19 protein-coding genes are annotated in these 23,035 nt (G+C 41.1%); 13 read left to right on the top strand and 6 right to left on the bottom strand.

The genetic code is table 11. From position 1 onward, the window contains the following. Positions 1–52: 52 nt before the first annotated feature. A complete protein-coding gene (locus G7092_RS13715) occupies positions 53–1,372 on the bottom strand; it encodes a serine aminopeptidase domain-containing protein (RefSeq protein WP_166090206.1) in 1,320 nt (439 codons plus the stop codon). A 270-nt stretch (positions 1,373–1,642) separates the two neighbouring features. On the opposite strand from G7092_RS13715, the gene G7092_RS13710 reads away from it, so the two are divergent. Beyond that, positions 1,643–4,093, top strand: coding sequence for an outer membrane beta-barrel family protein (locus G7092_RS13710; protein WP_166090204.1), 2,451 nt, complete (start codon positions 1,643–1,645; stop codon positions 4,091–4,093). A gap of 3 nt (positions 4,094–4,096) precedes the next feature. Here G7092_RS13710 and G7092_RS13705 read toward each other — a convergent pair whose 3' ends face one another. From G7092_RS13705 to G7092_RS13695, 3 genes are all read right to left on the bottom strand, one after another. Further along, positions 4,097–4,312 (bottom strand): KTSC domain-containing protein, encoded by a 216-nt coding sequence (locus G7092_RS13705; protein WP_166090202.1) that lies wholly within the window; start codon positions 4,310–4,312, stop codon positions 4,097–4,099. A 60-nt stretch (positions 4,313–4,372) separates the two neighbouring features. Further along, the gene (locus G7092_RS13700; protein WP_166090199.1) at positions 4,373–4,756 is read right to left on the bottom strand and encodes a DUF1634 domain-containing protein; all 384 of its coding nucleotides are present in this window, start codon (positions 4,754–4,756) and stop codon (positions 4,373–4,375) included. A 78-nt stretch (positions 4,757–4,834) separates the two neighbouring features. Next, on the bottom strand, positions 4,835–5,671 hold the full coding sequence (locus G7092_RS13695) for a sulfite exporter TauE/SafE family protein (RefSeq protein ID WP_166091006.1): 837 nt from the start codon (positions 5,669–5,671) through the stop codon (positions 4,835–4,837). A 208-nt stretch (positions 5,672–5,879) separates the two neighbouring features. Between G7092_RS13695 and G7092_RS13690 the strand changes: the two genes are divergently transcribed. The 4 genes from G7092_RS13690 to G7092_RS13675 all read left to right on the top strand — a co-directional run bounded on the left by G7092_RS13690 (position 5,880) and on the right by G7092_RS13675 (position 11,445). Continuing rightward, a complete protein-coding gene (locus G7092_RS13690) occupies positions 5,880–7,724 on the top strand; it encodes a UbiD family decarboxylase (RefSeq protein WP_166090197.1) in 1,845 nt (614 codons plus the stop codon). A gap of 143 nt (positions 7,725–7,867) precedes the next feature. Then, entirely contained in the window at positions 7,868–8,563 is a 696-nt protein-coding gene (locus tag G7092_RS13685; protein WP_166090195.1) for a hypothetical protein, read from the top strand. A 150-nt stretch (positions 8,564–8,713) separates the two neighbouring features. Further along, positions 8,714–10,093 carry a M16 family metallopeptidase gene (locus G7092_RS13680; RefSeq protein ID WP_166090193.1) on the top strand — a complete coding sequence of 460 codons (1,380 nt, stop codon included), beginning with the start codon at positions 8,714–8,716 and terminating at the stop codon, positions 10,091–10,093. Positions 10,094–10,107: 14 nt separating this feature from the next. Continuing rightward, on the top strand, positions 10,108–11,445 hold the full coding sequence (locus tag G7092_RS13675; RefSeq protein ID WP_166090191.1) for a M16 family metallopeptidase: 1,338 nt from the start codon (positions 10,108–10,110) through the stop codon (positions 11,443–11,445). Between the two features lie 67 nt (positions 11,446–11,512). On the opposite strand, the gene G7092_RS13670 is transcribed toward G7092_RS13675, so the two are convergent. After that, positions 11,513–12,094 (bottom strand): hypothetical protein, encoded by a 582-nt coding sequence (locus G7092_RS13670; RefSeq protein WP_166090189.1) that lies wholly within the window; start codon positions 12,092–12,094, stop codon positions 11,513–11,515. 319 nt (positions 12,095–12,413) lie between these two features. Next, a complete protein-coding gene (locus tag G7092_RS13665; protein WP_166090186.1) occupies positions 12,414–13,895 on the bottom strand; it encodes a glycine--tRNA ligase in 1,482 nt (493 codons plus the stop codon). 150 nt (positions 13,896–14,045) lie between these two features. Between G7092_RS13665 and G7092_RS13660 the strand changes: the two genes are divergently transcribed. The 8 genes from G7092_RS13660 to gldG all read left to right on the top strand — a co-directional run bounded on the left by G7092_RS13660 (position 14,046) and on the right by gldG (position 23,024). Further along, positions 14,046–14,711: a ferredoxin reductase domain-containing protein gene (locus tag G7092_RS13660; protein ID WP_166090182.1), complete on the top strand. Its 666-nt coding sequence runs from the start codon at positions 14,046–14,048 to the stop codon at positions 14,709–14,711. Between the two features lie 77 nt (positions 14,712–14,788). Further along, positions 14,789–15,499 (top strand): ATP-binding cassette domain-containing protein, encoded by a 711-nt coding sequence (locus G7092_RS13655; RefSeq protein ID WP_166090180.1) that lies wholly within the window; start codon positions 14,789–14,791, stop codon positions 15,497–15,499. A gap of 342 nt (positions 15,500–15,841) precedes the next feature. Continuing rightward, positions 15,842–16,345 carry a hypothetical protein gene (locus tag G7092_RS13650; protein ID WP_166090178.1) on the top strand — a complete coding sequence of 168 codons (504 nt, stop codon included), beginning with the start codon at positions 15,842–15,844 and terminating at the stop codon, positions 16,343–16,345. A 234-nt stretch (positions 16,346–16,579) separates the two neighbouring features. Continuing rightward, positions 16,580–18,103 (top strand): hypothetical protein, encoded by a 1,524-nt coding sequence (locus G7092_RS13645; RefSeq protein WP_166090176.1) that lies wholly within the window; start codon positions 16,580–16,582, stop codon positions 18,101–18,103. A 203-nt stretch (positions 18,104–18,306) separates the two neighbouring features. Further along, positions 18,307–18,843: a hypothetical protein gene (locus G7092_RS13640; protein ID WP_166090173.1), complete on the top strand. Its 537-nt coding sequence runs from the start codon at positions 18,307–18,309 to the stop codon at positions 18,841–18,843. A 174-nt stretch (positions 18,844–19,017) separates the two neighbouring features. Further along, on the top strand, positions 19,018–19,524 hold the full coding sequence (locus G7092_RS13635) for an outer membrane beta-barrel protein (protein ID WP_166090171.1): 507 nt from the start codon (positions 19,018–19,020) through the stop codon (positions 19,522–19,524). 189 nt (positions 19,525–19,713) lie between these two features. Then, positions 19,714–20,271 carry an outer membrane beta-barrel protein gene (locus tag G7092_RS13630; RefSeq protein ID WP_166090169.1) on the top strand — a complete coding sequence of 186 codons (558 nt, stop codon included), beginning with the start codon at positions 19,714–19,716 and terminating at the stop codon, positions 20,269–20,271. Positions 20,272–20,627: 356 nt separating this feature from the next. Then, the gene (gene gldG / locus G7092_RS13625; RefSeq protein ID WP_166090167.1) at positions 20,628–23,024 is read left to right on the top strand and encodes a gliding motility-associated ABC transporter substrate-binding protein GldG; all 2,397 of its coding nucleotides are present in this window, start codon (positions 20,628–20,630) and stop codon (positions 23,022–23,024) included. Positions 23,025–23,035: the final 11 nt, after the last annotated feature.

The following is a 23,035-nucleotide window of genomic DNA, read 5'->3' as shown; positions in this document are numbered from 1 at the left end:
TTGAGCAGAAAAATGTTAAAAATTAAGGTTTAAAAAGTTTTTTGTACGGGTTTTATTTCTGCTTATTTAAAAAGCTGATCAGGGCTTTTACAAATTCAGGTTTTAGCGGTAATTCGGGTTCGTTGTAAGTGGCTATGTTTTTGTCCTTATCGGCCGGGGCATCTTTCAGGATATGGTTCATACCCGGGATGATATCAAGCACTGCGTCTGATTTAGCTTTCTTTAGTTTTTCGGCATCGGCCACGGTTACCTGCAGGTCGGTTGTACCCTGAACAATGAGGATAGGTATTTTTATCTTTTTGATCTCACGGATGGGGTTATACCTGAACCACGACATCAGGTATTTCTGAATGCTTGGCCGTGCATAGGGGTAAAGGGAAGGGTCGATATTATCAGTGGTTTTGCCTTTCTTCAAGCTATCCAGCATGCGGTTAAAACCATCAGATATCAGGGCGCCTTTTGACTTAATTTGCTCGGTCATGATCTTATCGGCCGAGTCTCCGGCTCCGGCAGCGGATATAAAAGCCTTAACAGGCTGACCGTTAGCTGCCATCATGCCCACCAATGATCCTTCGCTGTGGCCCAGGATAATGATCTTTGAAAAACGCTGATCGTCATTCAGCATATTGATCAGTCCTACAGCGTCATCAACGTAGTCTTCAAAACGTAGCTCGTTCTCTTTGGTAGAACTTACGCTTTGGCCAACCAGGCGTTTGTCATAACGCAGGGAGGCAAAACCGTTTTTACCCAATTCGTTGGCTATCATTTTATAAGCATTGCTGGTTAAGCCCAGTTTAGGGCTATTACCGTCGCGGTCTGTTGGGCCCGAGCCGGCTATAATAAGAACAACCGGTATTTTGTCGGCAGCATTTTTAGGCATGGCCAATGTGCCCGAAATAGATCCCGAAAAAGTTTTTAAAGTTACCGGCGATTCTGTAACAGATGGGTCGGTAGGCAAAGTTGAAACTGGTTCAGTCTTAGCGGTTTCAGCAGCAGGGGCTTGGTACGGTTTTAAAAGTAAACCGGTAAACTGCGTTTGTGAGTTTACGGATAGGTTCAACAAAAAGGTGCCTTTTTGAAAAGTAGCTTTATAGTAAGCCAATGGCGCTTCATATTTAATAAAATCGGCATCGGTAAGATTGCCCAATTGTGTTTTTAACTGGAGTGTGGTGCTCTTGAACTGGTCGGCAGGCAAGGCTGTCTTCATTTCGGAGCTAAACATACTAAATATGCTATCTGGCTGACCGGCATTGTACAGCCGTTTAAACTTGCTTAAGGCAACCGCATAATTAGCCGGCGCCGGTTGTGCCGCTGCTATAATGCTGGTTGTAAAACAACAAATAATCAGGATAAAAAAGCTTACTTTCTTCATGTTTATGGTAATCAAAACAGTATGGTGGTCTGTTGGGCCGAAATTAAATAAAAATTGATTGTTTTTAACTTATTGGTTGTAGATGTTCGTTTAAAAAAAAGATAATGTTTGCCGGATGTCACTAAATTATAAAAATTAAAATATTGGCAACATTTATTATTTAGGTATCGTAAAATTATCAATATGTGATTTATAAGGTTTAATATATTGTTACTATATTGCGGTACAATATCAAATCCGGAATATAGAAAATTTCTACACTACTTATTAATGAAGGTTTTATTTGGGGGCTTATTCTCGACATTTTTAGTCGGGGTGTGTTTTTTTTCTTTCGCGCAAACAAAACTTTCGGCAATACAGGGCAAAGTTCTGATGGAAAACAATGAGGCGGCCGAGGCTGCCACCATCGTTTTGTTAAAAGCTGCCGACTCCTCGGTGGTACGGTCGGGGCTGGTAGATGCGGCCGGTAAGTTTGAGTTTGGCAATATCGCCCCCGGTGCATATCGGCTTTTAGCCACCAGCATAGGCTGTAATAAAATTTATTCAAATCCATATCAAATTTTAGAAGGGCAAACGGTAGTAGCCGGAAATATAGTTCTAAAGCGGGTAAGCAACCAGTTGCAAGAAGTTAAGGTGGTTGCTAAAAAACCATATATTGAGGTAAAGCCCGGGAAAATAGTACTTAACGTACAGAATAGCTTAACCGCCGAAGGCAACTCGGCTTATGATATACTCCGGCAATCGCCTGGGGTACACGTAAATAGTACCAACGAAACCCTGATGATCAGCGGTAGGCAGCCTGCTTTGATCACTATTGATGGCAAACCCACTAACCTAACCGGCGACGATCTGGTAAACCTGTTGCGCAGCATGCAAAGCAGTACTATTGACCAGATTGAGATGATTACCAGCGCATCGGCAAAATATGATGCCTCAGGAGGGGGAATCATCAATATCATTTCAAAAAAGGGCACTAATGTGGGCTCCAACGGCTCAGTTACCCTGGGTGGGGGATACGGTAAATATTACAAAAGCAGGGCGGGTATCACCTTTAACAACCGCACTGCCAAGCTCAATATTTTCGGTAATTATACATTTGATGATAATAAGACTAATAGATACATTAACACTAACAGGAATATTATTTATAAGGATGTTTTAAGTAATTATGATGTTGATTATAACAACATCCAAAAAACATACAATCACAATTTTAAGCTTGGGGCCGATTATGCCATATCACCCAAACAAACCATAGGTGTACTGGTAACCGGAGTGGTGCGGGAAGATGATTTTTTGAAAAATAATAACTTGAATATATCCAACCAAAACCGGCTCGACTCAGTAATCATTGCCAAATCAACATTAGATAGGGGGAGCAGTCTTTTAAATTATAATATCAATTATAACGGCATACTGGATAAAAGCGGCAAAAATCTGTCGGCTGATGTGAATTATTCAATCTATCACCGCCACTCGAACGAGTATATAACCAATAATTTTTATACTCCGGCTGGTGTAAAATACCGGGATTCGCTGCAATTGGAAAATCTCTCTCCGTCAAATATCCACATATGGACATCAAAGGTAGATTATGTGAATCCTCTTTCTAAAACCTCACGGCTGGAAGCCGGTGTGAAATATAATCACATCCAAAGTAATAATAATTTGATATTTGGTCCTTTGGTAAATAATACCTATCGGGCCGATCCTGATTATACCAACCGCTTTATATACACCGAAATTGTAAGCGCAGCTTATTTGAATTATGTAAATAAGATTGGTCAGTTTAATATTACAGCAGGGCTGAGGGCCGAAAAAACGAATACCACCGGCAGTTCGGTAGGGGTTGATCAATCTACTCTGCTAAGTAACAAGAATAACTATTTTAACCTTTTTCCGCAGGTTCAGCTCAGTTACGAGGTGGATAAGAAAAATGTGTTGAACCTGAGCTATAACCGGGGTATTCACCGGCCCGATTACCAGGATATTAATCCGTTTTTATACTATACAGATTTGTACGACTATAATTCGGGTAACCCTAATTTAAAACCGGAGTATACCAATTCTATACAACTATCACACACCTACAATAGCACTTTTATAACCACTCTGTATTATAATGTTACTAACGATGCCTATGATTTTCCGGTATATGAGCAAAATGACTCATCAAAAGTTAATGTAACCATACGACGGAATTTTGGGAGGATATTTGTTTATGGGGCCACATTTTATGCCCCGGTTCAATTTAACAGCTGGTGGAACGCCAGTTTTAACCTGGATGCCTCTTATCAGCGTTATACTTCTTATGCCATATTTGGTAATTTTAACCGGGGCATGCAGGATATTATTTTTAATTCTACACAAAATTTTACACTGAGCAACACGGTAACCGCCGAGATATCCGGAAAGTATGAATCGCCAACCTTATATGGGGTCAATGAGCTTAAACAAAGTTATACGGTTAATGCGGGCATTGGTAAGCAGGTATTTAATAAACGCGGTAACCTAAAATTAAGCGTTATTGATATTTTTAACAGTGATAGGTATCGGTATCATGTAGATTATCAGAATGTTGATTTTACAGGTATTGATAAAAGAGAAACCCGCAGGGTGATGATCAATTTTACCTACCGTTTTGGTAAAACATCCGTTAAGTCGGCCAGTAAGCATAATACGGGTAATGCCGACGAACAACGGCGTACCGGTAGTAACTAACCGTTACCTGACGCGTAACTCAGGATATTTGCCTTTAATTTTAGTGGCAAAGTAATTGCCAAGGGAATCGGAATTGATAAATTTCTGGTAAGCGGTAACAGGGAAGCCAAAGTATTGCCATATACCGCCACTATTCCTAAGTTCTACTTCTAAAATTTTAGCCGAAGGATCGTAACCAAGGCTATTTAATGCTGCTGATTTAACTACATGCCGTTGCATATATATTATAATATGTATTGGCAGAAAAAAGTTTTAAATATTTAATTATTGTTTAAATGTTTAGCCGGCATGGCCGCTAAGCATACTGGCCATAATGATGAGTAAAACCAATATGGTGATGCCAATATATAGGTAATCCTTTTCAAGTATGAAACCAATAGCCGAAAATATTACTCTTATAATAGGTGTAGCAATAAGTAAAATAATACCTGCTTGTATAATAGCCCGTCCCCTGAAAGTGATGATACCGTTGAGTATCCCCCGAGTATTATGCACAAAATCCGGGACGCCCTTAAACGTGTGGTAGTCGGCAGTAACCTGTCCATGCCTGTAAAGGTATATAATACCCCCTATAAAAATAATACTCATAGACAGCAATACACCAAGGCGTAATATCCAGCCGATAACGGCCTGCATGTCGGTATCTCTAAAGGTTTTGTTCATTATCTTTTGGTCATTAAGTCATTGGTGTCAGTAAGTCATTTACATTGATGATTTATAAACAATTATCAATGACCTAAACTATATTTTCCCCATGAATCCGTTATATATCATTTGTGATGCCAAAAAGGTTACCACCACAGCAAACACCCAGCGTAACCAGCCCGACGAGTTGGTATGCACCAGTATTTTTGAACCGCTTAAAGCACCTAGTAATACACCAATTGCCACAGGCATAGATAAGCCCGGGTCAATATAACCGCGCTGTAAATAAACAACAGCGCTTGCGGCGGCTGTTACGCCTATCATAAAATTACTGGTAGTGGTTGATACTTTAAAGGGGATACGCATAATGGTATCCATCGCCAATACTTTTAATGCCCCTGAGCCTATGCCCAGTAAGCCTGATATCACACCGGCAAAAAGCATCATGAAAAAGCCGCCACCTACGTTTTTTACGCTATAATTTACAGGTCCGTTAGCTGTAGGGAAGCTGCTGTTGAGCTTTAATTTTTCGGCCAGTAAGTTTTTTTCCTGATTAATCTGCTCAGCCTTTTTGCGTAACGACATGATGGCTGATGTGATCAGGATAATACCGAACAGAATTGCGATAAAATTAGTTGGGATATAAACGGCTATCAGAGCGCCAACCATGGCTCCGGCTGTAGTGGCAATTTCCAGGAACATGCCCAGCCTGATGTTGGTAATACCCTCTTTCACATAAGCTGCTGCCGAACCGGATGATGTGGCAATTACCGATACCAGCGAGGCGCCAATGGCATAATGGATATCTACATGCAACACCAGCGTAAGCAGTGGTATAATAACAAAACCACCACCCAAACCGGTTAATGACCCTAATAAACCCGCAAAATACGAGCCGATAAAAAGGATAAGCGTTAATACAATTACCGACATCATTTGCAGTCAACTTGAACTGCGAAAGTAGCAAAATTTGATCATTTAAGTCGTTGAATCAGAAAGAGATTATGTATTAAAAATGTCTATATGATCTACAGATAAAATAACCAAACACTTAATGTCCTGATCATTAAATACATGCCCTGGAAGTAAAAATGACTTCAATACTAAATGTCTCAATAACTAAATTTACTACTTTCGTGGCATGGGTTACAAAAGTTTACAAGCCTGCATTGCCGATCTCGAAAAAAACGGTCACCTGGTGCGAATTAAGGAGGAAGTTGATCCTTATTTGCAGATGGCAGCTATTCACTTGCGGGTATTCGAAAACGAGGGGCCGGCTATATTGTTTGAAAAAGTGAAAGGCAGCAAGTTTCCGGCAGTATCTAATTTATTCGGTACGCTGGAGCGCTCTAAATTTATATTCAGAGATACGCTGGATAAGATCAAAACCCTGGTTGAGCTCAAGAATGATCCTTTAAAGGCCATTAAACATCCTTTTCAATATACCAACGTGGCGCTTACGGCTTTATCGGCCCTGCCGATGAAAAAACGCGCCGGAGCTCCCGTTAATTTTGGTCGCTGCAAAATAAGCGACATCCCGCAGATAGTGAACTGGCCTATGGATGGTGGTCCCTTTGTAACCATGCCACAGGTATATACCGAAGATCCCGATAAACCTGGCATTATGAATGCCAACCTGGGTATGTACCGCATACAACTGGCTGGTAACGAATATATTCTGAATGAGGAAATAGGCTTGCATTACCAGATTCACCGGGGTATAGGCGTGCATCAAACCAAGGCAAATGCCAAGGGACTGCCCTTAAAAGTAAGCATATTTATAGGCGGCCCGCCATCGCACCCCGTAGCTGCTGTAATGCCGCTGCCCGAAGGATTGTCAGAGATGACCTTTGCCGGTGCGCTGGGCAATCGCCGTTTCCGTTATTTTTATGATGATGAGGGGTTTTGTATTTCTTCTGATGCCGATTTTGTGATCACCGGAACCGTAATGCCTCATGATAATAAACCCGAAGGCCCTTTTGGCGATCACCTGGGTTATTACAGCCTGGTACATCCGTTCCCCTTGCTCAAAGTGCACAATGTATATCATCGTAAAGATGCGGTATGGTCGTTCACAGTTGTTGGTCGCCCGCCGCAGGAAGATACCAGTTTTGGGGCTTTGATCCACGAGATTAGTGGTGCAGCTATTCCCAAGGAAATACCGGGTCTGCATGCGGTTAACGCCGTTGATGCGGCTGGAGTACACCCATTGCTGTTTGCTATCGGCAGTGAACGTTATACGCCTTATATCAAAGAGCGCAAGCCACAGGAAATATTAACCATTGCCAATCATATACTGGGTAAAAGCCAGCTGAGTTTAGCCAAATACCTGCTGATTGCCGCAAAGGAAGATAATCCTGCTTTGGACGTAAATAATATCAAGGCGTTTTTAAATCATATCCTGCAACGGATCGACCTAACGCGCGATCTGCATTTTTATACCCGTACCACTATTGATACATTGGATTATAGCGGTAGTGGATTAAACTCCGGAAGTAAAGTAGCCATCACCGTAGCAGGGGATATCAAGCGTGAATTGTGGACCGAACTGCCGTCATGGTTCGACCTGCCAAGGCCAGTCAACAATTATAAAATGGCTATACCGGGTGTATTGATGGTAGAAGTACCCAAACATGTAAATCACCAGGATATTGATAATATTATCAGCATTATTGAGTACAGGCTAAAAGAAGAGGAAGAAGAACTGGATGGTCTCCCGTTGATTGTACTTTGTGACGATGCCGCCTTTGCAGCCGAAAACGTAAATAATTTTGTTTGGGTAACTTTTACCCGTAGTAACCCTTCGCATGATATTTATGGTGTAGGTAGTTTTACTGAGCATAAGCATTGGGGCTGTACAGGTCCGCTCATTATCGATGCCCGTATCAAACCCCATCATGCCCCTGTGCTCGAAAAAGATCCCGAAGTTGAAAAACTGGTTGATAAAATGGGCGAAAAAGGCGGAGCCCTGCATGGAATTATTTAATGGGATAAAAGGACTTATAGAGCAAGGATAATGGAAAAAAGAAATCATGAAAATCTCATAATCCTATAAATCAAGGTTCATAATAAAAGAAAAATCAGCCTAATCAACGCAATCACAAAAATCAACGGTTAACTTTGCCCCTTATGAAAAATACCCTGCTTTGTTTAATAATCGTGCTGGCCGCTTTTGGCTGTAAAAAGAGAGATGTACCACATTATACCATATCAAGAGTAATTAAAAGTGATACCGCCAGTAAACTTACTGTTAACATCGGCGCGCGCTTAAGTCAGGCCGATCTGCTCAATATTGCCGCCAAAATTAAAGCGGATAGTTCGGCATTGAGCAATTTGCAACTTTGCTACATGCTGCCCGGCCACAATGATAAAAATACGGGACCTGATAACTATTATGCCATCGCCAAATATCCCAATGCCTCTGTAACTACCATGCAGGATACCCTGAAAGATGCTGACGGCACCATTGTGCGCTTAAATATCAAGGGCTTATCTGCACAGGATGCCAAGCATCTGCTGGAGCTAGATCCTAATGAGATACAAGGCAAAAACATCCTGGGAAAGTTCATCGACGATAGTAATCATACGCTGATTGTTCCCTTTACAGAAATCAATGACCCCCAAAAAGAGGTATATATTATTGAATTTGATCATACAGGGACCGCTGTATCGAAAACTATACCTGTACGCGACAATAAAGATGGGGTAGAAAAACTCATTGTAACCCAGCGGGGCGATTATTGTACACTTAAAGATAGCGTCCTTACCCAATACTCTATTGACGATCTGGGCTTGGCATACAATAGCATCAAGTCGGGTATTTAAGACTTGCCTTGTAAAGCCGGTAATTGTGGGGTAGATATGCGAAAGCCACCAAAACTAAACACATAGTTAAAAGTAGGAGTAAAATATTGTTAACCCTTACTTTTTATGGAATATACTAAATATATTTATAGGTATAAAATATTATAGTATATGACCCGAAACTTTACCAAAATTTTAGCACTAAGTGTTGCTGGGGTTTTTAGCGTTTGCTGCGCGATTGCGCAACCCCGATTGCCGGAAGGTTATTTCTGGAAAAAGCTTCCGAACGGCCTGGAAGTAGTAGTTATTGAAAACAGTAAGGTGCCGCTGGCTACCATTGAAATTGCTGTAAAAAACGGGGCCTATACCGAAGGTCCTGAATTCAGCGGTTTATCGCACCTTTTTGAGCACATGTTTTTTAAGGCCAATAAAGATTATCCAAACCAGGAAGCTTTTTTAAAACGTACACAGGAGCTGGGCGCCATCTGGAATGGTACTACGGATGTGGAACGGGTTAATTACTTCTTTACGTTTGACCGCGATAGCCTTAAAGCAGGTTTAAAATTCATGAACGCGGCTATCCGCTTCCCGATATACCGCGAAGAAGATATGAAAAAGGAACGCCCTGTTGTTGACGGCGAATTTCAGCGTGCCGAGAGCGATCCGGGCTTCCAGCTTTGGTATGGTATCCAGCAAAAGCTTTGGGGCGATCTTATCACCCGTAAAAACCCTATCGGGATACATGAAGTGATCAATACTGCCACACCAGAGAAGATGATGGTGATCAAAGACAAATATTATTTTCCGAATAATAGCCTGGTGACCATTTGTGGTGATGTAAAGCATGAAGCCGCATTTGCCCTGGCCGAAAGCATATTTGGCGATTGGGCCAGCAGTGGCTTTAATCCGCATGAAAAATATCCTATTCCGCCATTCAAGCCTTTAACCAAGAGCGAGTATTTTATCAAAGAAACCACTATTGCGCAAACACCATATATGCAGCTTTCATGGCAAGGCCCGGCTTACTTAATCGATTCTGCTTCAACCGTTGCCGCTGATGTATTTTCGACCATTGTTGGATTAAACTCGTCCAAATTTCAACAATCGCTGATTGATAAAGGTTTAGCCAGTTCTGCTTCTTTGGGATATACTACCAGTCGTTTTGTGGGGCCAATTGATATTTTTGTGGTTCCCAATCCCGGTAAATTAAAGGAATGTTATGATGAATTGCTTAACCAGGTTAACCAGTTTGTGAAGTCTGATTATTTTACCGACGAGCAGTTAAATGATGCCAAAGCTATTTTATTAAGAAACAGCGTTCACCGCAAAGAGAAACCGTCTACATTGGCAAGCCAGATGAGCTATCAGTGGTGCAGTACCTCGCTTGATTATTATACCGATCTGGACAGTAATTACCAGAAAGTGAGCCGTGCCGATATACAAAAATATGTAAGCACCTATATAACAGGTAAGCCATATGCAGCAGGCATTATTATAGCACCAGAGTTAAGTAAACAACAAAATGTAGCTTCATTTTTTGTAGCTAAGTAAATTAAAATCTTATCATGATGAAGAAATATGTGTTCACCCTGCTGATTGCAGCGGCGATAGGAAATATAAAAACGGTACAGGCACAAAATAAAGCTTACGAAACCACAGTTGATGGTGTAAAGGTAATTGTGCAGCCAAGCGGCAACGATATTGTAGAGATACAAACTATTATAAAAGGTGGCGTACAAAACTACAAGACCGATAAAATGGGTATTGAAGCCATGGCTATGGCCGCACTAACCGAATGTGGAACCATTAAACACGATAAAAACGCTTTTAAAGATCAGTTGGATAAAGTGAGCGCTACGGTTGATGGTAGCAGCAACAAAAACTACGCTACCATGCGTATGAATTGTATCAAGAGCGATTTTGATATAGTTTGGCCTTTGTATGTTGAAGCTTTAACGCAACCACGTTTTGATGCTAAAGAGTTTGCACGCATTAAACAGGATGCGATCAATAATATTAAGCAAGCTGATTCGCAGCCAGACCACGCGATTGATCAATTGGCAAATAAAACGGCATTTGCTAATCGCGATTATGCAAAAGATCCTAATGGTACCGTAGATATCGTATCTAAATTAACTCCCGAAGAAACCAAGGCCTATTATCAATCCATATTAACCCGGTCGCGCCTGGTTATCGTGGTTGTAGCTGATTTGGATAAGGCAGTTATTGAGGCAAAAGTGAAAGGTATGCTTAATGGTATCAAGCAAGGTGCTCCGTTTGAGTTTAAGAAATCATTTTTCCGCGTATATAAAAACTCATTCAACGCCGAATCACGCGAACTGGCTACCAACTATGTAGAAGGTATTACCAGCGGTCCACAACCCGGTGCTCCTGATTTTGATGCCTTTAACGTAGCCATGAGGATATTTGCTAATCGTCATTTTTTAGATGTGCGTACCAACAATGGTTTATCATACGCGCCGCAGGCCTGGTTTAGCGTTGGGCAAACATCTACAGCCAGATTCTCGGTATCAACAACCCAGCCCGATAAATATATTGCCGTATTTGATAAACTGGTTGATAAAATAAAAACAGAAGGTTTTAAAAGCGAAGAAGTTGCTAATATGAAAGTGACTTATTTAACAGGTTTCTATTATAAAAATGAAACCAACAGCGCACAGGCATTTTCTATGGCTTCTAACGAAGTGCTGTTTAATAACTGGAAAAGATCATTAACCATGGTTGACGATGTTAAAAAGCTGACACTGGAAGAAGTGAGCGATGCTTTCCGCAAGTATATCAATAACATTGTTTGGGTTTACCAGGGCGATCCTAAAAAGGTGAACCAGGTATTATATATCAACGGTACCTTAAATAAAGGTGATAACCCGGTAAGTCACTAAATATCATCCCAAATAAAAAAAGCCAGGCGAATTTGCCTGGCTTTTTTTATTTGGGATGTTTTGAACCTTATCTTACATCTCTTTTAACCTTGTTCAAGGTACTTTGACCTGGCAAGTAGATCTGGAAACCAAAATCTAAAGTCAGTTTGTTTTGATAACCTAAGCTACCAAAACCGGCAGTACCATTATATTTCAGTAAGGTTTCTAAGCCAATGCTTGGGGTAATAAAATAGGCAAAACCAGGGCCAAAGCTAAAATCCAGACCATTGGTTGAACCACCCGGACCGCTTGGATTGTGTCCGCCTAAACCAACAGTAGCTTCACCAAAGAAACGGCCATGTTTTAACACCTCCACATCAGATCCGGTATAGTAGCGCCCTAATGCACCTACACCATAGGTAACATCGGTACCGGCACCCTTGGCGGTTACTATGCCTAATTTACCATAAGCACCCAATGCTACGTTGTCTTTAATAAACCATGCTGCTTTGGGGGTAAGATCCATGCTGAAATTTTTAGCGCCGTTTAAACCCAGAGAAAAGTTGCCGATATCGCCACCCATTAAAACGTTACCTTTCTGTATTTGTGCGCTTGCTGTGAAGCTGAAGCCGATAAATGCCAATACGGCTAATAATGTAAACTTTTTCATAGTGCTGTTTTTTAAGTTTTTAACTTTAAGTAAATTTTAATAAGAACTTATTAACAATTGCTGTGCCATTAGAAATATGGAAAGGTAAAAACGTACTCCTTTGAGTTGAAATATATTGATAATAAAGTGGTTATATGATAGTTTAACCCTTTAATAGTTGAGGGTATATTATATTAATATGTATATTAATAAACATTACGAAGTGTGTTAATGAATATACAGTTATTAAATAAACAAGAAGTTTGATTACCGTTGAGCTAATAACGAACAAAGCCCGCTTTATAAGCGGGCTTTCTTTGTTATTTTATTGGATAATATCTTATTTCAATAAATTTCTCCAGCTAACCAGGTCGCCGATGATCTTGTCGAGTTGGTCGGCAGGAACGCGTTCCTGTTGCATGCTGTCGCGGTGGCGGATGGTTACGGTATTATCTTCCAGTGTCTGATGATCAACCGTGATACAGAAAGGAGTACCAATAGCATCCTGGCGGCGATAGCGTTTGCCGATAGCATCTTTCTCCTCGTACTGTATATTGAAGTCGATCTTCAGTTTATCCATGATCTCACGGGCTTTCTCCGGCAGGCCATCTTTCTTGGTCAGCGGGAAAATAGCGGCTTTAACCGGGGCCAGGCATGGGTGCAGGTGCAATACGGTGCGGCTATCCTGTTTTTCTTCGGTGCTCAGATCCTCTTCCTCATAGGCGTTGATCATGGTTAACAGGAACATCCGGTCTAAACCAATAGAGGTTTCAATTACATAAGGCACGTAGTTGCCGTATGGCTTACCTGTTTCCGGATCAACCTCCGGATCAAAATACTGTAGTTTTTTACCTGAGAATTTTTCATGCTGGCTTAAGTCGTAATTGGTACGGCTATGGATACCTTCCACTTCTTTAAAGCCAAATGGAAATTGAAACTCGATATCAAAAGCCGCATCAGCGTAAAAAGCCAATTTTGCATGTTCATGATAGCGGTATTTGGCAGCATCAGTGCCCAGGGCCAGGTGCCATTTGAGGCGGGTTTCTTTCCACTGGTTAAACCATTCTTTTTGAGTGCCGGGGCGTACAAAGTATTGCATTTCCATTTGCTCAAATTCGCGCATGCGGATAATGAACTGACGGGCTATCACTTCGTTACGGAAAGCCTTACCAATTTGAGCTATACCAAAAGGGATCTTCATCCTGCCCGATTTTTGTACGTTCAGGTAGTTTACAAATATACCCTGAGCAGTTTCCGGGCGCAGGTAAATCTGATCGGCATCATCGGCAACAGCACCCATCTGGGTACTGAACATCAGGTTAAACTGGCGAACATCGGTCCAGTTACGGGTACCGCTTACCGGGCAGGCAATTTCGTGCTCAATGATCAGTTCTTTTAAACGTGGCAGGTCTTCATTTTTTAGGGCCTCGTCCATATCATGCTGTAGCTGTTCGGCTTTGTCAGTTTTGCCATCCTTGTCGTAGCGCTCAATCTTATCTTCCAGCAACTGATCGGCGCGGTAACGTTTTTTTGAATCTTTATTATCGATCATCGGGTCGCTGAAACCATCAACGTGCCCGCTGGCTTTCCATATTTTGGGGTGCATAAATATGGCCGAATCAATACCCACAATGTTATCATGCATTTGCACCATGCTTTTCCACCAGTAAGTTTTGATGTTGTTTTTTAATTCGGCGCCAAACTGCCCGTAATCATAAACAGCGCTCAGGCCATCATAAATCTCACTTGAAGGGAAAACAAAGCCATATTCTTTGGCGTGTGATATAACATTTTTAAAAAGTTCGTCGGTTGATTTGCTCATAATAGCTGCAAAGATACAATTTAGGGAGAAAGCTGAAAGCGAAAGGCAAAAAGCTTAAGCATATAAAAATCAAGACTTAAATTACTTTAATTAAAACCAAATCATCACTAAATTCATTATCATAAAACCAATTAATTTATTACCGCCACTATGGAACAAATTGTGAGAATACTGGATATCCATAACGTAACCCATAACGTTAAACAGTTTATAGTAGAAAAGCCCGATGGTTTTACATTTACACCGGGGCAGGCAACAGAACTATCCATCAATCAACCGCAATGGGAAGGGCAACGGAACCCTTTTACGTTTACCTGTCTTGCCGACCAGCATTACCTGGAGTTTACCATTAAAATATACAATGATCATCCGGGTGTTACCAATCACCTCGGCGAACTGGAAGTAGGCGATGAACTGATACTGCGTGAAGCCTGGGGAGCTATTGAATATAAAGGGCCAGGATACTTTATTGCCGGCGGTGCCGGTATTACGCCATTTATAGCCATATTGAGGCATCTTAACCAACAAGGTGCTATAGCGGATAATAAACTCTTCTTCTCTAATAAAACCGATCAGGATATTATCCTGGCCGATGAATTGAAAGGCATATTGGGCGAAAACGCTTTATTTACCATAACTAATCAAAAAGACAGCACGCATGATCAGCGCCGTATTAACGAAGACTTTTTAAAAGCCGAAGTAAAGGACTTTAACAAGCACTTTTATGTTTGCGGCCCCGATGCCATGGTGCAGGAAATAACCGGGATATTGGAAAAACTGGGAGCAAAAGCCGATGCTGTTATTTTTGAAAAGTAACACAACATCATTGACAAAAAATCAATAAATCCGAAATCGAAATTCCGAAATCCGAAATACTCTTTTACATTTGAGCTATGAGTATCCGGGTTGAGTCGTTGTCAAAAGTTTACGGGACACAAAAAGCGGTTGATAGTATCAGCTTTAGTGCAGCGCCTGGTGTGCTGGGTTTTTTAGGTCCTAATGGTGCTGGTAAATCAACCACCATGAAAATCCTCACCTGCTTTATTCCTCAAACTTCAGGTTCGGCATCGGTTTGCGGATTTGATGTTATAGCACAACCATTGGAAGTTCGCAGGCGCATTGGTTACCTGCCCGAGAGCAATCCGCTGTACCTGGATATGTATGTGAAAGAATCATTGGGCTTTATTGCCGGTATTCATAAGGTACAAGACCCCGAAAAACGCATAGCTGCTATTATTGAACAAACAGGCCTGGGGCCCGAACAGCATAAAAAAATAGGACAGCTTTCAAAAGGCTATCGTCAAAGGGTAGGACTGGCGCAAGCTATATTACATAACCCGGATGTGCTGATATTGGACGAGCCCACCTCCGGACTCGATCCTAACCAACTCATTGGTATCCGCCAGTTGATACTGGAACTGGGGAAAACAAAAACCATCATCCTGTCTACCCATATTATGCAGGAAGTAGAGGCCGCATGTAATAAGGTAATTATTATTAATAAAGGTAAAATTGTAGCCGATGATACCCTGCAGGGGCTTCGTCAAAAAAATAATGATCATACCCTGGAGCAGATATTTATATCACTTACCGGTGACAATTAAATATTTTGATTTTTAAAATAAACTTTTATTTTTGTGCCGCCTAGTTACTTTATTAACAAATAAAATAGATACTAACTCCCTGCCGCCCATGGTGAGTACCTGTATTATTCTATTGATTATTACTTTATTTACGAATTAAACCGATACAAAATCACCGTCGCCCAGGGTGAGTATCTCCCATATTATCTATTGATTAATATGCTAAAATCACGTATTTAATAAAATATTAAAAAGAGATTGTAACGTTTGCTTAATAGCAGCGTCTATAGTCTCAGAAAAAACTGCGTTATAGGAAAATCCTATTAACGTTGTGTTAACAAACAAACATCAATCTAATAAATTATGAAAAAAGTTCTATTAGCCTTAGCTATTATTGCTGGCACGGCATTCACAACCCTCGCGCAAACTAAATCTGGCGACAGTGGTAAATTCAGTATCGGTCTTGAAGGCGGATTACCGGTTGGTGATTCACACAATGGTTACAACTATGTAATAGGTGGCTCTCTTAAATATGAGCTTCCGATAGCTGCAAGTACCTGGTTTACCGTTTCTGCAGGTTATAACTCTTTCCATCCAAAAAGTGTATTAAAGGATTTGGGTTTTGGATCTGTTGGCTTTATCCCAGTAAAAGTAGGTGTGAAATATTACATTGAACAAGGCTTTTTTGCTGAAGGTCAATTAGGTGCTGCTTTTGGGACAAAAAGCGGTTATGGTACTGCATTTGCCTATTCCCCAGGTGTTGGTTATACGTTTGATGGTGGTTTTGAAGCAGGCGTACGTTATGAGGGATGGTCAAAAAACGGAACTACCAGCCAATTGGGCCTGCGTTTAGCTTATCGTTTCTAAACAATAAATTAGCAATTAAAAATAAAAAGCCGGAGAGCATTGCTCTCCGGCTTTTTTGTTGATCTGTAATATCAATGCAGATGCGTATGGTTCGGGTATTTATCTTTATGGTAATTAATTTATTGTTATTTTATGTTAATATTTCACTGCTAATTGTTATTATTATCCTAAACGATATATATTTGCCTTAATCAATATTTCTTTATCACACCTTCGAACCTAAAAAGAAAAACAATGAAAAAACACTTATCCGTTATTGGCATGGCTTTGTCGTGCGTTGTATTGATGCAATCCTGCAAAAAAGACATCGATACAAAAAATAACACTCCTATTCCTGCAAGCAATACGGCTGAGAATTCAGCAGTAAACAACTCTCAAATTACATTTGCCAAAATTTTAGCTAAAGCAGTTAAAGATGATGCTCCATTAAGGTCATTTTTGAAAGATGAAAGCTTAAAGCAGTTTGATAATGACCATGATATACTTTATCAAATGATTAAAGATACAAAAATCAATGGCGCTGAAACTGTTCATGAAAAATTAATACGGTTTGCTGCTTCGAAAGAAGAGTTGGAAGCTGTGGAACAGCAATTACCGTTGTTAACCATATTTGTACCTACATTACCCAATTTTTCACCTGAAAAATGGAATTCAAGTAATGAGGTCCCGGTAGTAGCGGTTTCAAACACAGCAAATAGCAATGTGTTATTTTATGATGATAAAGGCAAAGAAAATGCTTTGGCGGCCGACGAAATACCTGGTTTTCCTGTACTTGTAATCAAACAAAATGAAAGGGTTATAGTAGGAACTGGTAATAAATTAGCATCAAATAGCGTTGCGTCAAACTCGCAATCCTCAACAGTTTATAATAATGGTGGTCTGGTCCTAAATTTCGCCGATGATGCGTTTAATAATATAAATCCCAAAACAAAAGTTAATAAATTAAACCCAAACAGGGTAACCAATTCGAGTGGTATAGATCCTGTTAATATTGCTGCCTATAATTCAGGAGATGAATGGCATCGGGATTATATATATTACGGGTTAACAGCCGGCCAACCCAGGGGACAATTCAAGAATAATTATAGTGAATTTATAACCTCTATGAGATTTTTGACTCCAAATGCTTTGAATATGATAGCGGATCAAGATGGTGATCCTAAATTGAAAGAAGGCGAGGTACCAAAGAAGCCTTTTGGGATATGGACGGAAGGTAATTTTGAGTTTAGGATAACTATTTTAATAAACGCGAAAAATGGTTTAGGGAATGATATAAATAAAGTGCTAAGTGTGAATCCTGCCGATTTGTTTGATGTTCAATTTACACTTAAACAGGAGGGCGTTTTTCCTCATTACAGAGTTACTTCAATTACGCCAAAAGAATATCATCCAAATGTGGAATTAGTGCCATGGGATCTGCAAAATTATGGTACAGCGTGGAAGTTTATAGTTTATGAATATGATAACTCGCAAGAGATTACCCAAACCTATGAAAATACAAGCACATTTGCTGCTAATTTTGAAATAACTAATTCTATAACCGAAAAGATAGGCTTGAAATTCGGTGCGAGCGCTACTACCAGCGAAAAAAGAACAGTTAGTGTAAAGACAACCTTGGCATCTGATTTTTTAGGGGAGGCTACATTAAGCTTCGACCAGCCTATAATCACATCATTTGACGGTACTAATTATAATACGAGGGAAATAACAACTGGTAATGTTCTAAGTCTTGGTATTGAACCTAAAAGAATATTTTAGTAAATTTTTATAAAAGTTAATGAAGTACTTGTGAAAAGATGTTGATTGAATTTACAGATTTTTTAAAAGCCCGGGGATATTATCTCCGGGCTTTATTATTATAAATATTTTATGGTGTATTAAACGTTGTGTGATCATACACGTCAAATAAACCGACAGCGGTAAAAAACAAACCCGCATTAATCTTATTACAAAATTATTTTATGAAAAAAATCCTATTAGCCTTAGCATTTATTGCAGGCACGGCTTGCACAACTTTCGCTCAAACTAAATCCGGAGACGGCGGTAAATTCAGCATCGGTTTGGAAGGTGGATTGCCTGTTGGCGATTTCCACAACTACTCTAATTATATTATTGGCGGTTCGCTCAAATATGAGTATCCTGTAGCCAATAATTTATTTATCACCGCATCGGCCGGGTATAGCAGCATCCATATTAAGGGTTTCGACTATTCCTATAACGATCCGGAGCTCAGTTTCCAGTTTCACAGCGACGGTGGTTCTGCCGGCATAATCCCCGTGAAAGTGGGTGCCAAATACTATTTTGACGGGCACTTTTTTGGTGAAGCACAGGTAGGCGCTGCCTTTGGTACCAATAGCGGTAGCAGTACCTTATTCGCTTACTCGCCAGGTATTGGTTATACTTTTGCCGGTGGCTTTGAAGCGGGTGTTCGTTATGAAGGTTGGTCAAACAATGGTACTATCGGTCAGCTTGGTTTGCGTTTAGCATACCGTTTTTAAGCAAATAGCAACAATAAATGGAGGGCGCCGGAATACTATTCCGGCGCTCTTTTTATATAATCATAACCAAATGAATGTGGGCTATTACTAGGGATAATACCATAACTATCCAACATAAGGCAAACAATATGTCTACAGCGCTGTATTGTTAAAAATCACACAATCTAAAAAGTCATGAAAAAAATTTTATTAGCCTTATTTATTATTGGAGTTACTGCAATGCAAAGCTTTGCGCAGTCCAGGGGCAGAAACAGCGGAATATTCAGTATCGGTTTTGAAGCCGGTTTACCTACCGGCGACGCACACCATCTTTTTGGTTCGGTATTAGGCGCTTCGCTCAAATACGAGCTTCCGATTGAACGCAGTACCTGGTTTACCATATCGGGTGGCTATAACTCGTTCCAGCCAAAAGGGGTATACAGCGATATTGGCGGTCCTGCCATTAATGCCATCCCTTTAAAAGTGGGTATTAAATATTATTTTGACAGAAACTTTTTTGCTGAAGGCCAGATAGGTGCTGCCTTTTATACCGGAAGGGCCAGTGGTACAGCATTTGCCTATTCGCCGGGAATTGGCTATAGCTTTAGGGAAGGTTTTGAGATCGGCCTCCGCTACGAAGGCTGGGCTAAGGATGGTACGCTTGGCCAGGCGGGTTTGCGTTTGGCTTACCGTTTTAGATAGAAATAGCCATTCAAATTCAAGGCCCGGTGAGCATATCACCGGGCCTTATTTATTATTAAGGCTTATGTTAATGAATGTTAAAAGCTATAGGCTGAAATAATATCCTGTAAAAATAAGCGTCTGTTTTATCAATCGGCTGGTGCAGTGGTACCCTGTGTGGCCGGTAATTTAACTTTACACACATTCAATATGAAAAAAATCCTATTTACGCTGGCCGCAGTATGCGGCACAGTGTGGGGCAGCTTTGCTCAAACATCAGCATCTGGTACAACATCAACAACACCGTCTTCTCCGGCAGATCATGCTCAGTTCAGTTTTGGGTTGGAGGGTGGAGTTACTTTGAATCATGTTCGGGGTAATTCCACAGCTATCTGGGGGGCATCGGTCAAATATGAGTTGCCTATCGCCACCAAAACCCTGTTTACCATATCGGCAGGATATACTTACCTGCCATATACCAGTTTTGAAAAAGGTTTTCTGAAGGCTGAGGGTAATAATAGCACAGGTGCCAGTTTCGTGCCGGTTAAGGTGGGCATCAAGTATTATGTTAGTCATGGCTTTTTTGTTGAAGGTCAGGCTGGTGTTGCATTCGCTATTAAAGGGCCTAATTACAAAACATCATTTGCATGGTCACCAGGGGTGGGCTATACTTTTGGTAATGGTATAGAGGTTGGGGCGAGGTTTGAAAGCTGGTCAAACAGCGGCGCCCTTAACCAGGCCAATCTGCGTTTGGCATACCGTTTCTAAGAAACGAATAATCAAATAAAGGGTCCTGAAACAGATAGCTGTTTCAGGACCCTTTATTTAAAAATATCTTACTGAATGCCACCTAGATGGAATGGTACGCGCACGCCAAATGATGGTTTACACTTTTACCATCATATTAGAGTTTTTATTTTGATAATATATTAATTATCAATTATTTATAATTATTTTAACCGTAAAAAGTGTAAACCCATGTAAACCCACTTTTTTTAAAAAGCTATTGATTCCTTTGCTAACGCGTGTGTGTTTCTTTTAGCACTAATAAACCAATGAGCAATTGAACCCATAAACCAATAAAAAAATATTGTAATTTCGGCGCTCAACACCCAATCAAGAAAGTGCTAAGCATCCTTAAAAAAGAAATCATTTCTTACCTCAGTTCGCTGGTAGCCTATGTTACCATTGGCGTATTTTTATTGGTGCTGGGTTTGTTTTTGTGGGTGTTCCCGGATTCTAGCATTTTAGATTATGGCTATGCCGGGCTCGAAAGCCTTTTCAGCACCGCACCATACCTGTTCATGTTCCTGATACCGGCTATTACCATGCGATCATTGGCCGAGGAACGTAAAGAAGGCACTTTTGAGCTGTTATTTACCCGTCCGCTTACCGATTGGCAAATTGTATTGGGGAAATACCTGGCCAGTGTACTGTTGGTGCTTTTCGCTTTGTTACCTACACTGGTTTATTATTTTTCGGTAAGCACGCTGGGTACGCCGCAGGGTAATATTGATACAGGGGCAGTCATTGGCTCCTACATAGGCTTGTTTTTATTAGGAGCGACATTTGCTGCCATTGGCCTGTTCGCATCATCCATTACCAAAAACCAGATTATCGCCTTTACGGTAGCAGTTTTCCTGTGTTTCTTTTTTTACAGCGGGTTTGATTCTTTGAGTCAACTGCTGTCGTTACAGGACCTGGGTTTGCAAAACCTGGGTATTACGGAGCATTACCAATCCGTAAGCCGCGGCGTGTTGGATACGCGCGATCTGGCCTATTTTGTTGTACTAGCAGGCCTGTTCATTTGGCTTACACTGTTCGTGATCATCCGTCAGCGTAAAAAAAATATTATTTCTAGCTCCCCCTTCAGGGGGCTGGGGGGCTTGCTGGTTGTAGCTATTATCGGTAATATCGCTTTTACCCGTTTTGATTTTACTACCGAAAAACGATATACCCTTTCGCCTATTAGCACACAGATAATGGATGGTTTGCAGCAGCCGGTAAAAGTTACCGTGTACTTGCAGGGCGGTAATTTACCGGGTGGGTTTAAAAGGCTGCAGGGTGCCACGCGTGATATGCTGAATGATCTGCAGGCCTACAGTCACCGCAAGTTACAGTTTGAATTTGTTGATCCCCTGAAAAACTTATCCGGCGATCAGCAAAATGAGGCCATCCAAAACCTGGAAGCCAAAGGCATTGAGCCAACCAACCTGAGCGTAAAAACCGATGATGGTGTATCACAAAAGCTGATATTCCCGGGTGCGTTGGTATCGGCTAATGGTAAAGATATTGCTGTAAAATTATTACTGAGCAGGATAGGCCTTTCGCCAGATGAAGTGTTGAATAACTCTATTCAAAACCTGGAGTATGCCTTTTCATCGGCCATAAAAAAAGCAACCAGCGGCGGCAAGCCCGAAATTGGTTTTACCGAAGGCCATAACGAACTGAGCGATCTGCAACTGAATGATGCCATGAAATCGCTTTCGGACGGTTACCAGGTTGGCCGGGTTAACTTAAGTACTATCAGCACCGCCGGTCTGCAAAAGGTAAAGCTGCTGGTGATACCCAAGCCCGATAAAAAATTTACCGAACTGGAAAAATTCAAACTCGACCAGTATATTATGCATGGCGGCCGCGTACTGTGGACGATTGACCAGGTTAGCGCCGAATTGGATAGCCTGCGTGGGCATGGTGGCGAGCAGCTGGCCTTTGCCAAACAATTGAATTTGGACGATCAGCTTTTTAGATATGGTGTACGGATTAATTATGACCTGATAGCGGATATGAACTGTTCACAGATTCCGGTTACTACCGGTAGCGTGGGTGGGCAGGCGCAGATACAAATGTTGCCATGGTTGTTTTATCCCATATTTATCCCGCTGTCCAAACATCCGGTGGTGAAAAATCTGGACGGCATCAGCAGTGAATTTGCCAGTACTATCGATCTGCTGGATACTAAAGATGTAAAGAAAACCATCCTGCTTACCTCGTCGCCGTATAATAAAAAAATGAGCGCGCCGCATATGCTGTCGTTACAGGCATTGGAGCAGGAACCTAATCCTAAAGATTTTCAGGGTACACCCAAAACGGTAGGCGTGTTGCTGGAAGGTAAATTTGTTTCCGATTGGCGCAATCGTCCGCTGCCGGAAGGGCTTACCGAACAGGCGGCTATACAGCCGGAGAGTGTACCCACCAAGATGATTGTGATCAGCGATGGGGATATCTTGAAAAACCAAATAGGCAGCGATGGTTCACCATATCCATTGGGGTATGATCATTATACCCAGCAAACTTATGGTAATAAAAACCTGTTGCTGAACATTGCTGATTATATGACTGATGACTCTGGGCTGATAGCGCTGCGTGCCAAGGAAATCAAGCTACGTTTGCTTAACCGGGCCCGCATCCGTAACGAAAAAATGTACTGGCAGCTGGTAAATACGGTTGGGCCTTTGCTTTTAGTGTTAATATGTGCTATTTTTCAACATTACATCCGTAAACGGAAGTATGCGCATTAAATTTTATATTT

The organism is Mucilaginibacter inviolabilis, from assembly GCF_011089895.1.
In the GTDB taxonomy this organism is placed as follows: domain Bacteria; phylum Bacteroidota; class Bacteroidia; order Sphingobacteriales; family Sphingobacteriaceae; genus Mucilaginibacter; species Mucilaginibacter inviolabilis.
Note: the sequence above shows the minus strand (reverse complement) of the source record. Positions and strands in the feature narration are given on the sequence as shown.

Coding starts and splice junctions, on each gene's coding strand:
- G7092_RS13685 (WP_166090195.1), top strand. CDS start 7,868: ATGAAAAATACCCTGCTTTGTTTAATAATCGTGCTGGCCGCTTTTGGC.
- G7092_RS13645 (WP_166090176.1), top strand. CDS start 16,580: ATGAAAAAACACTTATCCGTTATTGGCATGGCTTTGTCGTGCGTTGTA.
- G7092_RS13695 (WP_166091006.1), bottom strand. CDS start 5,671: ATGTCGGTAATTGTATTAACGCTTATCCTTTTTATCGGCTCGTATTTT.
- G7092_RS13675 (WP_166090191.1), top strand. CDS start 10,108: ATGATGAAGAAATATGTGTTCACCCTGCTGATTGCAGCGGCGATAGGA.
- G7092_RS13665 (WP_166090186.1), bottom strand. CDS start 13,895: ATGAGCAAATCAACCGACGAACTTTTTAAAAATGTTATATCACACGCC.
- G7092_RS13655 (WP_166090180.1), top strand. CDS start 14,789: ATGAGTATCCGGGTTGAGTCGTTGTCAAAAGTTTACGGGACACAAAAA.
- G7092_RS13715 (WP_166090206.1), bottom strand. CDS start 1,372: ATGAAGAAAGTAAGCTTTTTTATCCTGATTATTTGTTGTTTTACAACC.
- G7092_RS13640 (WP_166090173.1), top strand. CDS start 18,307: ATGAAAAAAATCCTATTAGCCTTAGCATTTATTGCAGGCACGGCTTGC.
- G7092_RS13650 (WP_166090178.1), top strand. CDS start 15,842: ATGAAAAAAGTTCTATTAGCCTTAGCTATTATTGCTGGCACGGCATTC.
- G7092_RS13630 (WP_166090169.1), top strand. CDS start 19,714: ATGAAAAAAATCCTATTTACGCTGGCCGCAGTATGCGGCACAGTGTGG.
- G7092_RS13660 (WP_166090182.1), top strand. CDS start 14,046: ATGGAACAAATTGTGAGAATACTGGATATCCATAACGTAACCCATAAC.
- G7092_RS13635 (WP_166090171.1), top strand. CDS start 19,018: ATGAAAAAAATTTTATTAGCCTTATTTATTATTGGAGTTACTGCAATG.
- G7092_RS13690 (WP_166090197.1), top strand. CDS start 5,880: ATGGGTTACAAAAGTTTACAAGCCTGCATTGCCGATCTCGAAAAAAAC.
- G7092_RS13710 (WP_166090204.1), top strand. CDS start 1,643: ATGAAGGTTTTATTTGGGGGCTTATTCTCGACATTTTTAGTCGGGGTG.
- G7092_RS13670 (WP_166090189.1), bottom strand. CDS start 12,094: ATGAAAAAGTTTACATTATTAGCCGTATTGGCATTTATCGGCTTCAGC.
- G7092_RS13700 (WP_166090199.1), bottom strand. CDS start 4,756: ATGAACAAAACCTTTAGAGATACCGACATGCAGGCCGTTATCGGCTGG.
- G7092_RS13705 (WP_166090202.1), bottom strand. CDS start 4,312: ATGCAACGGCATGTAGTTAAATCAGCAGCATTAAATAGCCTTGGTTAC.
- G7092_RS13680 (WP_166090193.1), top strand. CDS start 8,714: ATGACCCGAAACTTTACCAAAATTTTAGCACTAAGTGTTGCTGGGGTT.